The sequence below is a fragment of the Lysobacter sp. BMK333-48F3 genome (genome assembly GCF_019733395.1).
In the GTDB taxonomy this organism is placed as follows: Bacteria; Pseudomonadota; Gammaproteobacteria; order Xanthomonadales; family Xanthomonadaceae; genus Lysobacter.
In genome coordinates this window covers 4,838,778-4,853,422 of the sequence record NZ_JAIHOO010000001.1, presented here as the reverse complement: position 1 = coordinate 4,853,422, position 14,645 = coordinate 4,838,778, and the positions used below count along the sequence as shown (strand labels likewise).

General features: G+C 69.2%; 11 protein-coding genes. 6 read left to right on the top strand and 5 right to left on the bottom strand.

Translation table 11 applies throughout. From position 1 onward, the window contains the following. Position 1: 1 nt before the first annotated feature. Positions 2–2,920 carry an excinuclease ABC subunit UvrA gene (gene uvrA / locus K4L06_RS20835; RefSeq protein ID WP_221673197.1) on the bottom strand — a complete coding sequence of 973 codons (2,919 nt, stop codon included), beginning with the start codon at positions 2,918–2,920 and terminating at the stop codon, positions 2–4. Positions 2,921–3,187: 267 nt separating this feature from the next. Beyond that, positions 3,188–4,027, bottom strand: a complete 840-nt coding sequence (locus K4L06_RS20830) for an OmpA family protein (protein WP_221673196.1) — start codon at positions 4,025–4,027, stop codon at positions 3,188–3,190. 90 nt (positions 4,028–4,117) lie between these two features. Between K4L06_RS20830 and K4L06_RS20825 the strand changes: the two genes are divergently transcribed. Beyond that, positions 4,118–4,408, top strand: coding sequence for a hypothetical protein (locus K4L06_RS20825; protein WP_221673195.1), 291 nt, complete (start codon positions 4,118–4,120; stop codon positions 4,406–4,408). Positions 4,409–4,470: 62 nt separating this feature from the next. Here K4L06_RS20825 and K4L06_RS20820 read toward each other — a convergent pair whose 3' ends face one another. Further along, on the bottom strand, positions 4,471–6,561 hold the full coding sequence (locus K4L06_RS20820; protein WP_221673194.1) for a S8 family peptidase: 2,091 nt from the start codon (positions 6,559–6,561) through the stop codon (positions 4,471–4,473). Positions 6,562–7,468: 907 nt separating this feature from the next. Then, on the bottom strand, positions 7,469–8,953 hold the full coding sequence (locus tag K4L06_RS20815; RefSeq protein WP_221673193.1) for an OmpA family protein: 1,485 nt from the start codon (positions 8,951–8,953) through the stop codon (positions 7,469–7,471). A gap of 294 nt (positions 8,954–9,247) precedes the next feature. Between K4L06_RS20815 and rplU the strand changes: the two genes are divergently transcribed. The 3 genes from rplU (at position 9,248) to cgtA (ending at position 11,121) form a co-directional block, all read left to right on the top strand. Next, complete coding sequence (gene rplU, locus K4L06_RS20810) at positions 9,248–9,568, top strand: 50S ribosomal protein L21 (protein ID WP_064750124.1); 321 nt, start codon at positions 9,248–9,250, stop codon at positions 9,566–9,568. A gap of 12 nt (positions 9,569–9,580) precedes the next feature. Further along, positions 9,581–9,841, top strand: coding sequence for a 50S ribosomal protein L27 (gene rpmA, locus K4L06_RS20805; protein WP_221673192.1), 261 nt, complete (start codon positions 9,581–9,583; stop codon positions 9,839–9,841). A gap of 212 nt (positions 9,842–10,053) precedes the next feature. Then, the gene (gene cgtA, locus K4L06_RS20800; protein ID WP_221673191.1) at positions 10,054–11,121 is read left to right on the top strand and encodes an Obg family GTPase CgtA; all 1,068 of its coding nucleotides are present in this window, start codon (positions 10,054–10,056) and stop codon (positions 11,119–11,121) included. A 325-nt stretch (positions 11,122–11,446) separates the two neighbouring features. Here the strand turns inward: cgtA and rpsT are convergent, their stop codons facing one another. Then, on the bottom strand, positions 11,447–11,719 hold the full coding sequence (rpsT, locus tag K4L06_RS20795; RefSeq protein ID WP_221673190.1) for a 30S ribosomal protein S20: 273 nt from the start codon (positions 11,717–11,719) through the stop codon (positions 11,447–11,449). A gap of 140 nt (positions 11,720–11,859) precedes the next feature. Here rpsT and murJ point away from each other — a divergent pair, with 140 nt between their 5' ends. Further along, positions 11,860–13,491 carry a murein biosynthesis integral membrane protein MurJ gene (murJ, locus tag K4L06_RS20790; protein WP_221673189.1) on the top strand — a complete coding sequence of 544 codons (1,632 nt, stop codon included), beginning with the start codon at positions 11,860–11,862 and terminating at the stop codon, positions 13,489–13,491. A 112-nt stretch (positions 13,492–13,603) separates the two neighbouring features. Beyond that, positions 13,604–14,593 carry a bifunctional riboflavin kinase/FAD synthetase gene (locus K4L06_RS20785; protein ID WP_221673188.1) on the top strand — a complete coding sequence of 330 codons (990 nt, stop codon included), beginning with the start codon at positions 13,604–13,606 and terminating at the stop codon, positions 14,591–14,593. The last annotated feature ends 52 nt before the right edge of the window (positions 14,594–14,645 follow it).

Here is a 14,645-nt window from a genome sequence, read left to right as displayed (position 1 = left end):
GTCATGCAGCGGACTTCTTCTTGGCGCGCGTGGCGCTGGTTGCGGATTTGGCAGGTTTGGCCGCCGGCTTCTTGTGCGTATCGGCCGCGGGCAGGCCGAGCAGGGGGGCGAGGAAGCGGCCGGTATGCGAATGCGGCAGCGCGGCGATGTGCTCCGGCGTGCCGGTGGCGAGGATGGTGCCGCCGCGGTGGCCGCCTTCCGGACCCAGGTCGACGACCCAGTCGGCGGTCTTGATCACATCGAGGTTGTGCTCGATCACGACCACGGTGTTGCCGTCGTCGCGCAGGCGGTGCAGCACCGCCAGCAGGTGCTCGATGTCGTGGAAATGCAGGCCGGTGGTCGGTTCGTCGAGGATGTACAGGGTGCGGCCGGTGTCGCGGCGCGACAGTTCCTTGGACAGCTTGACCCGTTGCGCTTCGCCGCCGGACAGGGTGGTCGCGCTCTGGCCCAGCTTGATGTAGCTCAGGCCCACGTCCATCAGCGTTTCCAGCTTGCGGGCGATGCTCGGCACGGCCTCGAACAGGCTCAGCGCGGCTTCGACCGTCATCTCCAGCACGTCGTTGATGTTGAAGCCCTTGTACAGGACTTCCAGGGTTTCGCGGTTGTAGCGCTTGCCGTGGCAGACGTCGCAGGGCACGTAGACGTCGGGCAGGAAGTGCATCTCGACCTTGATCAGGCCGTCGCCCTGGCAGGCTTCGCAGCGGCCGCCGCGCACGTTGAAGCTGAAGCGGCCCGGCGAGTAGCCGCGCGCGCGCGCTTCCGGCACCTGCGCGAACAGTTCGCGCAGCGGGGTGAACAGGCCGGTGTAGGTGGCCGGGTTCGAACGCGGCGTGCGCCCGATCGGCGACTGGTCGATGTCGACCACCTTGTCGAACAGCTCGATGTTCTCCACAGACTTGTACGGCGCCGCGGTCTGCGAGGCGCCGTTGAGCTCGTTGGCGGCGATCACGTACAGGGTGTCGTTGATCAGGGTCGACTTGCCCGAGCCGGACACGCCGGTGACGCAGGTCAGCAACCCGGCCGGAATGTCGAGGTCGACGTCCTTGAGGTTGTTGCCGGTCGCGCCGCGCAGGTGCAGCATCGACTTCGGATTCGGCTTGTGGCGCTGCTTGGGGATGTCGATCTTGCGCTTGCCGCTGAGGTACTGGCCGGTCAGCGAGCGCGGCGCCTTGAGCACGTCCTGGAACGAACCGTGGGCGACCACTTCGCCGCCGTGCACGCCGGCGCCGGGGCCGATGTCGACGATGTGGTCGGCCAGGCGGATCGCGTCCTCGTCGTGCTCGACCACGATCACCGTATTGCCCAGGTCGCGCAGCCGGGTCAGGGTGCCGAGCAGACGCTCGTTGTCGCGCTGGTGCAGGCCGATCGAGGGTTCGTCGAGCACGTACATGACGCCGACCAGGCCGGCGCCGATCTGGCTGGCCAGGCGGATGCGCTGGGCCTCGCCGCCGGACAGCGAGTCGGCCTTGCGTTCCAGGGTCAGGTAGTCCAGGCCGACATCGACCAGGAAGCGCAGGCGGTCGACGATCTCCTTGACGATCTTGACCGCGATCTCGCCGCGCCAGCCCGGCAGTTCCAGGGCCTTGAAGAACGACAGCGCCTCGTCGACCGGCAGCACCACCAGTTCCGGCAGCGGCCGCTCGGCGACGAACACGTTGCGCGCCGAACGGTTCAGGCGCGCGCCGGCGCACTCGGGGCAGGGGCGCTGGCTGATGTACTTGGCCAGTTCCTCGCGCACCGCCGCCGATTCGGTCTCGCGATAGCGCCGCTCCAGGTTGGGCACGATGCCTTCGAAGCGATGCTTGCGCTGGCTGCGGCCGCCGTTTTCGGTGAGGTAGGTGAAGGTGATGGTCTCGTCGCCGCTGCCGTACAGCACCGCCTTCTGCACCGGCGCCGGCAGCGACTGCCAGGGCGCGTCGACGCTGAAGCGGTAGTGCTTGGCCAGCGACTGGATCAACTGGAAGTAGTAGGCGTTGCGGCGGTCCCAGCCGCGCACCGCGCCGGCGGCCAGCGACAGCTCGGGATGGGTGACCACCCGGCCGGGATCGAAGAACTCGGCCACGCCCAGGCCGTCGCAGGTCGGGCAGGCGCCGACCGGCGAGTTGAACGAGAATAGGCGCGGTTCCAGCTCCGGCAGCGAGTAGTCGCAGACCGGGCAGCTGTACTTGGACGAGAACAGCAGCGGCGCCGCATCGGCCTTGTCCAGCGAGACGACCTGGGCCATGCCGTCGCCGAGCTTGAGCGCGGTCTCGAAGGACTCGGCCAGGCGCTGCTTGATGTCGTCGCGCGGACGGAAGCGGTCGACCACCGCCTCGATGGTGTGCTTGACCCGCAGCGCCAGCGGCGGCACGGCGTCGATCTCGTACAGCTCGCCGTCCACGCGCACGCGCACGAAGCCCTGCGCGCGCAGCTGTTCGAACACTTGCGCGTGTTCGCCCTTGCGCTCGCGGATCACCGGCGCCAGCAGCATGTAGCGCTGCTCCGGGTCCAGGGTCAGGACCTGGTCGACCATCTGGCTGACGGTCTGCGCTTCCAGCGGGTAGTGGTGGTCGGGGCAGCGCGGCGAGCCGACCCGCGCGTACAGCAGGCGCAGGTAGTCGTAGACCTCGGTGATCGTGCCCACGGTCGAGCGCGGGTTGTGCGAGGTCGATTTCTGCTCGATCGAGATCGCCGGCGACAGGCCTTCGATGTGGTCGACATCGGGCTTTTCCATCACCGACAGGAATTGCCGCGCATAGGCCGACAAGGATTCGACGTAGCGGCGCTGGCCTTCGGCGTAGATCGTGTCGAAGGCCAGCGACGACTTGCCCGAACCGGACAAGCCGGTGATCACGATCAGCTTGTCGCGCGGCAGATTGAGATCGATGTTCTTGAGGTTGTGCGTCCGCGCGCCGCGGATGCGGATGTAGTCCAGCGCCATCGGGTGCCTGCAAGGGGAGGGTCGCCGGCGCAAGGGGCGACGGCGAACAGAAGAGCGTATCGAGTGGGGAAGATGGGGGCAAATCCGCGTAACGGAAGGTCCGCGGGCGTCACCTTCGTTGTCATGCAGGGCCCGTGGCGGCGGGCTTTGCGCCGGCGCGGCGGCGTCGGGCAGGGGCTGCGGGACCGCCGGGGCCGGACGCGAATGCGCGAACGGGCAGGCCCGCGAGGGGCCCGCCCGCCGGTCTCGTTCAGTTTGAAGCCTGGCTCAGGGCACGGCCTGGAAGCGCAGCGGGGTGGCGGCGGCGCCGGGCTCGCCGCGGGTCTCCAGCGCGCCGGGGTTGGCGCCGGCGACGATCAGCTGGACCTTGACCGCCTCGGCGCGTTGGCGCGACAGGCTTTCGTTGTCGGCCGGCTGGCCGGCGCCGCCGCCCGGGCCGACGATCTGGAAGCGGGCGTCCTTGGGCGCGGCCTGCAGGGCTTTGCCGGCGCGGCTGAGGATGTCGAGGCTGGACGCCTGGATCTGCGCGCTGCCTTCGTCGAAGCGCACCGACATTTGGTTGAGCGCCTTGGCCACCGCGGCGCCGTCGGCCTGGCCCGGTTGCAGCGCGGCCAGCGCCTGGGCGGCGGCGTCGGCGGAAGCGGCGGCATCGCCGACGCCTTCGAACAGGCCGGCGTAACGGTAATCGGGGAACAGCTTCCTGGCCTGCTCGAGCAGGCTCGCGCGGTCGGCGTCGGAGGCCTGGCCGCTGAGTTCGACGGTCTTGCCTTCGAAGCGCACCGCGGCGCCCGGCATGGTCAGGGCGGCGGCGAATTGCGGCAGCTTGTCCTGCCACGGCGCGGGCTTGGCGGCCTTGTCGACTTGCAGGTCGCCGCCGATCTGGCCGGCGTAGGCCTGGGCCAGGGCGATGCCGAGCGCCTTGCGGGTGGCTTCGCTGTCGACCACGCCGTCGTAGCGGATCGCGCCGTTGTTGTTGACCAGGCTGAGCTTGGCGTCGAAGCGGACCACCGGCGCGGCGACCGCGGGCTGGTCGGCGGCCGGTTCGGCGTCGCCGGCGCCCGGGGCGCGGTTGCAGCCGGCGAGCGCGGCGCCGAGCGCGACCAGCAACAGGCCGGCGCAACGGTAATCGGGGAACAGCTTCCTGGCCTGCTCGAGCAGGCCAGGAAGCTGTTCCCCGATTACCGTTACGCCGGCCTGTTGCTGGTCGCGCTCGGCGCCGCGCTCGCCGGCTGCAACCGCGCCCCGGGCGCCGGCGACGCCGAACCGGCCGCCGACCAGCCCGCGGTCGCCGCGCCGGTGGTCCGCTTCGACGCCAAGCTCAGCCTGGTCAACAACAACGGCGCGATCCTCAAGACCGTGCGCAACACCGGCGCCAACACCGATACCTTCCGGATCATCGGCAGCGGCACCATGAGCTACAAGATCTGCAACAACCAGACCCAGGAATGCGCGGATCCGGTCGAGATCCAGTACAACTCCAGCAAGTGATCGCCGCCTAGGCGAGGCGAAGGACCCGGCGATCCGGGTCCTTCGCCTCGCCTAGGCGGCGATCACTTGCTGGAGTTGTACTGGATCTCGACCGGATCCGCGCATTCCTGGGTCTGGTTGTTGCAGATCTTGTAGCTCATGGTGCCGCTGCCGATGATCCGGAAGGTATCGGTGTTGGCGCCGGTGTTGCGCACGGTCTTGAGGATCGCGCCGTTGCGGTAGATGTCGATGTTCTTCTTGCCCTTCTCCCACGACAGGTTGACCGAGGTGCGGTGGTTCGGCAGCGCGCTGGCCTTGGCGTCGAGCCGGCGCGGCCAATTCGCGTCGACGAAGCTGGGGTACAGCGAGATGCCGGCCGAGGCGCGGTAGCCCTTGACGTTGACGTACCAGATCCCGCCCTTCGGGGTCGGGAAGAAGCAGGTCTCGTTGTTGGAGGCGGTGAACGGACGGCAGTCGTAGGAGGTGCTGGTCGGCTCGGCGCCGTACTTGACGTAGATGTCCGAGTCGCCGGTGCCGCCGTACATCGCGAACAGCAGGTTGGACGCGCCGTTCGGCACCAGCAGCTGGTACTTGATCGTACCGTTGGCCGCGACCTCGATGTTGGTCACGGTGATGCCGTTTTCCAGCTCGATCGGCGGCTCGGGTTCCGGCGCCTGCGGATCCGGCGGCAGCGGCTCGCTGCCGGCGGCGACGGCGACGGCGTGACGCGCGTCGACGATGCCCGAACCGCAGTACTTGTCCCAGCTGCAGGCGCCCGGCAGGCCGCCGACATGGGCGGTGTTGACCAGGATCTTCTCGATCTCGGCCGGGGTCTTCGGCGACGGCGCCGCCGACTGCATCAGCGCGACCACGCCGGCGACGTGCGGCGCCGCCATCGAGGTGCCGGCCATCCAGGCATAGCCTTCGCCGGCCTGGCCCTGGGTGCCCAGGTTGAGGGTGGACAGGATGTTGTCGGCGGCCGGAGCGGCGCCGGTGCCGCCCGGAGCGGCCACGTCGACCTTGACGCCGAAGTTGGAGTAGCTGGCCAGCGCGCCGGTCGGGCCGACCGCGGACACGGCGACGATGTTGTTGCAGTTGGCCGGCGAGAAGCCGTCGACGTCGGCGCCGGAGTTGCCGGCCGCGACCACCACGGTGGTGCCGCGCGCGCGCGCGCCGTCGAAGGCGGTCTGCCAGGCCACGCTGCAGGCGCCGCTGCCGCCGAGGCTGAGGTTGATCACCTCGGCCGGGGTCGGGTTGGCCGGCACGCCGTCGACGGTGCCGCCGGACGCCCAGGCCACTGCGTCGATGATGTCCGACGACCAGCCGCCGCACTTGCCGAGCACGCGCACCGGCTGGACCTTGGCGCCGTGCGCCACGCCGGCCACGCCGAGGCTGTTGTTGCTGACTGCGGCGATGGTGCCGGCGACGTGGGTGCCGTGCCAGCTGCTGTCTTCGGGGATGTTGAAGATGTTGCACTCGCCGTTGTGCCAGTCGCCCGGATCGTTCGGATCCGCGTCGCGGCCGTCGCCGTCGACCGCGGTGGCGTCGGTGCCGTCCGGATCCAGGTCGATGAAGTCGTAGCCCGGCACGATGTTGGCGTTCAGATCGCTATGCGGGGTGATGCCGGTGTCGAGCACCGCGACCACGATGCCGTCGCCGTCGCTGAGGTCCCAGGCCGGTTCCAGGTTGAGGCCGCCGGGGCCGTTCTTGTAGTGCCATTGCTGGGCGTAGCCGGGGTCGTTGGGCACCGACAGGCGCTGCACGCGCACATCGGGTTCGACCGCGATCACGCTGGGGTCCTTCATCAGCTCGATCGCCAGGTCCTTGACCTGGGCGGTGCTGAGCTTGCTGTCGGTGCGGATCAGGCTGGCGCCGGTGGCCAGGGTGCGCAGCGGGCGGATCGCGACGCCGAGCTTGGTCGCGGCGTCGGCGTACTGCTGGTTCACCGCGGCGGCGCTGAGCTTGGCGTTCGCGCCGGGCGCGCGGGTGACGATGAAGCGGTTGTAGGTCTCGGCGGCGGCCTTCTTCACCGCCTTCTTCGAGGTCGTCGCGGCCGGGCCGTGGACCTTGTTGAAGGCCTGCAGCTTGCCGCCGGAATAGGCCACCGGTGCGATCACGACCGCGGTGGCGATGGCCAACGCAGTCCATTTCAACGAACGAGCTTTGCGAGTCATGACAAACATCCTTGATCTTCGTTGTGCATGATCCCCTTCGCATCCCCATCAGCGTCGGGCCTTGGACCGCGGCGGCGCTACCGACCCGCCGCCGCGGGCTTGCGTTGCGCAGCCGGCGTCGCGGCTGCGAGGCATCGAGCGGCGCACGCGTCCGTCGCCGCGCATCGCTGCGCGGAATCGTCACGTCGATTGCGTCGTCATGCGCGAAAACGTTGCTTTCGCGGGAAATTCGGGTTGGCGGTATGGCTGCCCGGCCACGTGCAGGAAGTCCCCGAGACAACGCGACCGCCGCACCGCCGCCCGGTCGTGCGGGCGCCATCGATGCCGCTGTTCCTTGTCGCGCGACCCCTTGCAAGTCGCTCGCGACCGAAGCTAAAGGAGCTTCTCGGTCGCGTGCAAGTGTCATGCAAATCGTGTAACGCGCATGAATGCGACTGAGCGCACATCGCGACGTATCGCAGGCGCAACGGCGGGCTTTGCGCGCATCGATTGAACGGGAAAAAACAAGGGGTTTTCGTTTGCGCGCCGGGACGCTGCGCAGGCGCGAAGATTTTTCCGTAACGCCCAAGTTTCTTTCGGATCTGTGAACTGCGTCGTGCCATGTCGGTGCGGCCGGACGCGCTCGCTTCGGGCGATGCGCGATGGCGCCGACGACGCGCCGACGACGCATGCGCGCGACCTGGGGAAAACCCTAGTGTGCGCTGCGCGAGCGCGGCCGCATGAGATCGCATTGCGGACGCGCGCGGCTTCGGCGTCGCGCGCAGTCGCGCGGCGCGGCGATCGCCGCACGCGCGTTGCGCGAGTGCGCGGTGCGAACGAAACAGGGCGCCTTGCGGCGCCCTGTGGGTATCGTCCATCGCGCCGCGGCATGACGCCGGGTGCTGCGATCCGGACGCGGCGGCGCGGATCAATCCAGCACGGTGAACTCCATCCGGCGATTGCGCGCCTTGCCGGCTTCGCTGGCGTTGTCGGCGATCGGCCGATCCTGGCCGTAGCCCTTGCCGACCAATTGCTCGCCGCTCACGCCCAGTTCGACCAACTTGGCGGTGACCGCGTTGGCGCGATCCAGCGACAGCTGCAGATTGGCCGCGGCGTCGCCGCTGGCGTCGGTGTGCCCGCCGACCTCGATGCGGGTGCCGGCCGGCGCGGCCTTGATCGCTTCGGCCGCCTTGCGCAGGGTTTCGTAGCTGTCGCGGGTGATCGTCGCCGAGCCGGTGTCGAAATAGATCGCTGACAAGTTCAGCGCCTTGACCAGATCGTCGGCGCTGAAACCGGACTTGAGCGAGGCCAGCGCGGCCAGCGCCTGGTCCCACAGGCCGCTGATCTCGAACCCGCCGAAACCCTGGCGCAGTTTCTGCGACAGAGCGAAGCGCTCGGCCTCCGGCAGCGCCGAGGTGTCGATGTCGATCTTGTCGCCGTCGAAGCCGAGCTTGACCCCGCGCGCCTTCAACTCCGGCAGCAGGGCGATCAGGCGCTCGAGCCAGCCGGCCGGAGCGGTGCTGGCGTCGACCACCAGGTCGCCTTCGACGTTGTCGGCGCCGAAGGCGGCCTTGATCGCGTCGAGCAGCTTGGTCTTCTCGGCTTCGCTGGCGACCTGGCCGGCGATGCGCGCCTTGCCTTCGGCGTTCTCAAAGCTGAAACGTGCATTGGCCTGCGTAGCCGGCTCGATCGCGGCCGGCGCGGTCGCCGCCGGCTCGGCGCCGAGCGGGGCAGGGGTGGAGACCGCCGCGTCGGCGGGCTCGCGTTGGCGCTGGCAGCCCTTGAACCAGGCCAGGGCAGCGAGCAGGGCCAGCAACAGGATCAGCCAGGGCAACAACGCGGCCAGGCCGCGGCCGGTCTTGCGCGCCGCATCGGCCGCCGCATCGACGGTGGCGTCGGCGGCGTGGCCGACCGCGCGCGCGCCGCCGGCGACCGCGCCGCCGATCGCCGCAGCGCCGGCGGCCAGGGCGCCCCAGCCGAAGCGGCCGAGGTCGCCGAGCCAGTCGGCGATGCTGGCCACCCAGTAGCGCAGGGTTTCGGGGATGCCGGCCGGGGCTTGGCCACTCTCGGTGAGCCCGTCGACCAGGTCCGGTAACAGCTCGCCGATCGCGCCGGCGGTGGTCGGTACCGGGGCGTCGAGCTTGCCGGCGATGGCGCCGATCAGCGGCGCGCCGAAGGCGTGTTCGACCTGGCCGACGCTGATCGGCTGATTCGGCCCGGTGCCGATCCAGGACTGCACCAGGCGGCCCAGGCCCTTGCTTTCGAACAGGTGGACGAAGCCGGTGAAGCCGCCGCGCTTTTCGTCGAAGATCAGGGCGATGAGGACGCCGGCGAGCTGGCGGGCCTGGTCGGTGCTCAGGCCGAAGCGGTGGGCGACGTCGCCGACGAGGGAATTCAGGAAGTCGATGCGCATAGTGCTTTCCATGGAATGGGATGCGCATCACGAAATACCGATGCGCGCCGCCGATGTAGCACGGGGCCAGGGGGGCGAAGGGGGGCGTCGGGGGCTTTTTACCAAACGGTGGCGTAGGGCGGACGAACGGTCGAAAAAACCACGTAAGTGTGCTTTTCTATTGGGGTTTTTCCCCGCTCAGTGTGTCGCGAGGGTCATCCGGTTTGACCCGGCGCGCGGATTTCCTCTAGAATTCCGCTTCTGTCCGCCCCGTTCGGGTCGGCAGGACCAAAATAACTACAGAGGAATCTGGTCATGTACGCAGTACTGGTCACCGGCGGTAAGCAATACCGCGTGATGAAAGGCGAGACGCTTCGCGTCGAGCTGCTGGACGTCGAAGCCGGCAGCGAAATCAAGTTCGACAGCGTCCTGATGCTGGGCGACGGCGAAGGCATCAAGATCGGCGACGCGCTCAAGGGTGCCAGCGTCACCGCCAAGGTCGTCGGCCACGGCCGCGCCGACAAGGTGCGCATCGTCAAGTTCCGTCGCCGCAAGCACCATCGCAAGCAGATGGGCCATCGTCAGCACTACACCGAAATCGAGATCACCGGCATCGCCGGTGGCGACAACAAGTAAGGAGCAGCAGCCATGGCACATAAAAAGGGCGTAGGTTCCACCCGCAACGGCCGCGACTCCAACCCGAAGTACCTGGGCGTGAAGATCTACGGCGGCCAGGCCATCGAAGCCGGCAACATCATCGTGCGCCAGCGCGGCACCCAGTTCCACGCCGGCACCGGCGTCGGCCTGGGTCGCGACCACACGCTGTTCGCGCTGATCGACGGCAAGGTCGAGTTCTCGACCAAGGGCCCGAAGAAGCGCCGCACCGTCAGCATCGTCGCCGCCGAGTAATTCCGGCGCGACGCGACGCGAGGAGCCCCGCTTCGGCGGGGTTTTTCGTTTCAAGGCCGGGAATCGGGAGTGGGGAATAGGGAATCGTTAAAGCGGTTCTGCCTCAATCCTGAGTTTCGTTGCCCGTCTCGGCGAACGTGCTTGCGACGCGGCGTTAGACTCGCGCGTACTGCTTTCCGATTCCCCATTCCCCATTCCCCATTCCCGGCCCAATGAAACTCGTAGACGAAGCAGAAATCCAGGTCATCGCCGGCAACGGCGGCAACGGCTGCGTCGGCTTCCGTCGCGAGAAGTTCATCCCGCTCGGCGGGCCGGACGGCGGCGACGGCGGCGACGGCGGCAGCGTGTATCTGGTCGCCGACGAAAACCTCAACACCCTGGTCGACTTCCGCCACCAGAAGCAGTTCCGCGCCAAGCGCGGCGAGAACGGCATGGGCCGGCAGATGTACGGCAAGGGCGGCGACGATCTGGTCATCACCGTGCCGGTCGGCACCGTGGTCACCAACGTCGAGACCGACGAAGTGATCGGCGACCTGACCGCGCACGGCGACCGTCTGCTGGTGGCCCAGGGCGGCAAGGGCGGCCTGGGCAACATGCACTTCAAGAGTTCGGTCAACCGCACCCCGCGCAAGGCGCTGCCGGGCCTGCCGGGCGAGGAGCGGATGCTCAAGCTCGAGCTGAAGCTGCTGGCCGACGTCGGCCTGCTCGGGTTCCCGAACGCCGGCAAGAGCACCCTGATCCGCGCGGTCTCGGCGGCGACGCCGAAGGTCGCCGACTATCCGTTCACCACCTTGTATCCGAACCTGGGCGTGGTCAGCGTCGAGGCGCACCGCAGCTTCGTGATCGCCGACATTCCGGGCCTGATCGAGGGCGCGGCCGACGGCGCCGGCCTGGGCGCGCAGTTCCTGCGCCATCTGCAGCGCACCCGCTTGCTGCTGCACCTGGTCGACATCGCGCCGATGGAGGGCGGGGTCGAGGGCGTGTCGCCGGCCGAGCAGGTGCGGGCGATCGAGCACGAGTTGCGCAAGCACGACCCCGAGCTGCTGGCCAAGCCGCGCTGGCTGGTCCTGAACAAGGCCGACCTGTTGCTGGAAGAGGAGCGGCAGGCGGCGGCGCAGGCGGTGATCGACGAGCTCGGCTGGAAGGACGGCTGGTACCTGGTCTCGGCGATCGGCCGCGAAGGCACCTGGCCGATCATGAAGGACGTGATGGCGTTCTTCGATCGTCAGCGCGAAGAGGCCCTGGAAGCCGCGAACGCCGCCGGCGACCATGTGCCCTGAGCCCGGCGCGGCTCGGCATTCTTCTTCGCAATCTTCGCCGCGGCGCATCGCGCGTCGCGGCCTGCTCGCGCCCGCCGTCTCGCGGCGCGCCGCGGCCGGCTTCAATCCCGCTTCACTCAGCGCGCCGATGCTGTGCGCGATGCGAGTGTCGGCGTCCTTCGGCGGTTCCGCTGCGGTTGGCGCGCTCGCGCCGGCGACGACGGCTGTCGCCCGCGTGGCGGGCGAGGGTTCGGCTGCCGAGACGCAGGCGGTGGCCGAATCGCAGGCAAACAAAAACCCGGCCATGGCCGGGTTTTTGCGTCGCGCTGCCCGGGTGGGCGGCGGATCAGGCGGCGGTGGCCAGTGCCTTGATGCGCGCGGCCAGGCGGCTCTTGTGACGGGCGGCCTTGTTCTTGTGGATCAGGCCACGGGAGCTGAAACGGTCGAGGATCGGCTGAGCGACGTCGAACGCGGACTTGGCACCCGCGGCGTCGTTCTCGCCGAGGGCCTTCAGCACCTTCTTGACGGCGGTACGCAGCATCGAACGCTGGCTGGCGTTGCGGGCGTTACGCACGACAGTCTGCTTGGCGCGCTTCTTGGCGGACTTGATGTTTGCCACGGGTGGATTCCTGGAATTATTTGGTTGAAAGCAGTGATGAAACTGGACGAGGAACTACGGTTGAATTCGCAGTTGCGGAAAATCAGACCCAAAAGTATGGCCGATTCAGTGGGTTGCGTCAACTCCGCCGGAGGCCGCCGATGAGCCGGGGCGGGGGGCTGCTGCGCTCGTCGATCGTGTTCAGCGCGATGACCTTCATTTCCCGGGTCTCCGGCCTGGTCCGCGACCAGGTCTACGCCTGGCAGTTCGGCGCCAGCCCGGCGATGGACGCGTTCTTCGTCGCGTTCAGGATCCCGAACTTCATGCGCCGGCTGTCGGCCGAGGGCTCGTTCTCGATGGCCTTCGTGCCGGTCCTGGCCGAGTACAGGCAGCAGCACGACCAGGCCGCGGTCAAGGAACTGGTCGACCGGGTCACCGGCACCCTGGCGGCGGCCCTGCTGGTGCTGACCGCGGTGGTGATCCTGGCCGCGCCCTGGGTCATGGCGGTGTTCGCGCCCGGTTTCGAGCCCGGCGGCGAGCAGTACCGCCTGGCCACCCAGATGCTGCAGATCACCTTTCCGTACGCCTTGTTCATCTCCCTGGCCTCGCTGGTCGGCGGGGTGCTGAACAGTTACGAGAAGTTCGCCATCCCGGCGCTGTCGCCGGTGCTGCTGAACCTGTCGATGATCGCCGCCGCGGTCTGCGCCAGCACGATCATGCCGCCGCTGGGGATCGAGCCGGTGCTGGCCCTGGCCTGGGGCGTGTTCGTCGCCGGCGTGCTGCAACTGGGCTTCCAGCTGCCGGCGCTGGCCAAGCTGGGGCTGCTGCCGCGGCCGCGCTGGGGCGGGGCGCATGCCGGGGTGCGCAAGATCATGTGGCTGATGGTGCCGACCCTGTTCGGCTCGTCGGTGGCCCAGCTCAACCTGCTGCTGAACACCGCGATGGCCTCGTTCCTGATCGCCGGCAGCGTGACCTGGCTGTACCTGACCGACCGCCTGCTGGAATTCCCGCTGGGCATGTTCGGGGTCGCGATCGGCACGGTGATCCTGCCGCATCTGTCCAAGCGCCATGCCGCGACCGACAGCGACGGCTATTCCAAGGGCCTGGACTGGGGTTTCCGCCTTTGCCTGCTGATCGGCGTGCCGGCCTGCCTGGGCCTGGTGCTGTGCGCCGAGGCGCTGATCGCGGCCTTGTTCCAGTACGGCCGGCTCAATGCCGACGACACCGCGATGATCCGGCTCAGCCTGATGGCGCAGTCGCTGGCGGTGCCGGCGTTCCTGCTGGTCAAGGTGCTGGCGCCGGCGTTCTATTCGCGCCAGGACACCAAGACCCCGGTCAAGGCCGCGGTGGTGTCGGTGGCGGTGAACCTGCTGAGCACGGTCGGCCTGCTGCTGGCGGCGGTGTATTGCACCGACGCCGGTCGCGCCGCGCTGGCGTCCGGGGCGAGCCTGACCCAGGCGCTGGGCCGGGTGCCCGGCGCGCACGCCGGCCTGGCCGCGGCGATCGCGATCGCCGGCTGGGTCAACGCGCTGCAACTGGCCTGGTATCTGCGCCGCGCCCGGGTCTACCGGCGCCAGCCCGGCTGGGGCCGGTTCCTGCGCCAGATCGCGGTGGCCAGCCTGGCGCTGAGCGCGGTGGTGCTGGCCCTGCTGTGGGTGTGGACCGGCTGGACCGGTTGGCCGTGGTGGGAGCGGGCCTGGAAGCTGGCGGTGGTGGTCGGCGCCGGCGGCGCGGCCTACGGCGCCTCGCTGTGGCTGCAGGGCATCCGTCCGCGCGATCTGCGCGGGCATTGAGCCCGCGCGTGCCGCCGCAGTCCGTACCGTTGAGAGTCGCGGCCGGCGGCTATACTTCAGGGTTCATCCTTCGAGCTAAACCCGGCCGGTCCGGGTCCCCACGCCAGATCCAATGAGCAGGCTGTTTCGTGACGTCGAAGGCGGGCTGCGTTGCCCGCACGGCAGTGTGGTCTGCATCGGCGCCTTCGATGGCCTGCACCTCGGGCATCGCGCGCTGGTGCGCCACACGATCGCGCGCGCGCAGGCGCTGGGCCTGGAGGCGGTCGCGCTGAGCTTCGAGCCGCTGCCGCGCGAGTACTTCGCCCCGGCTGCGCCGCCGCCGCGGCTGCTGTTGCCCCGCGCCAAGGCCGAAGGGCTGTTGCGGCTCGGCGTCGACCAGGCCGGCCTGCTGCGCTTCGGCCGCGCGCTCAGCGGCCTGAGTGCTGAGGATTTCGTGCGCCGGGTGCTGATCGAGCGCCTGGGCGCGCGCGAAGTCTGGGTCGGCCCGGAGTTCCGTTTCGGCAAGGCCCGCGGCGGCGACATCGCGCTGCTGCGGCGGATGGGCGAGGCGGGCGGTTTCAGCGCGCACGAGATCGAGCCGGTGCTGCTCGATGGCGAGCGCGTGTCCAGCACCCGCATCCGCGAGGCGCTGCTGGCCGGCGATTTCGCCGCCGCGGCGCGCTGGCTGGGCCGCCCGTACGCGATCGGCGGACGGGTGGTGCGCGGCCAGCAGCTCGGCCGCACTCTGGGCTTTCCCACCGCCAACCTGCGCTTCGCCGGCAAGACGCCGGCCCTGTCGGGCATCTACGCGACCTGGGTGCACGGCGTCGGCGAGCGCCCGCGGGCCTCGGTGTCGAGCCTGGGCACCCGCCCGACCGTGGCCGGGGTCGAGCCTTTGCTGGAAGCGCATCTGTTCGATTTCGACGGCGACCTGTACGGTCGCAGGATCGAGGTCGAATTCGTCGCCCATCTGCGGCCCGAACTGAAGTTCCCCGATCTGTCGTCCCTGACCGAGCAAATGCACCGCGACGCCGAACAGGCCCGCGAGCTGTTGCGACTGGACGCTCCGCGCGTCGGCGCGTCCGCGCCGGCCGCGCGCGCGGCCGCGACCCCTACTGCCTGAGACCCGCTGTGACCAACGATCCGAACCAATCCGCCCCCGCCAATCCGTACAA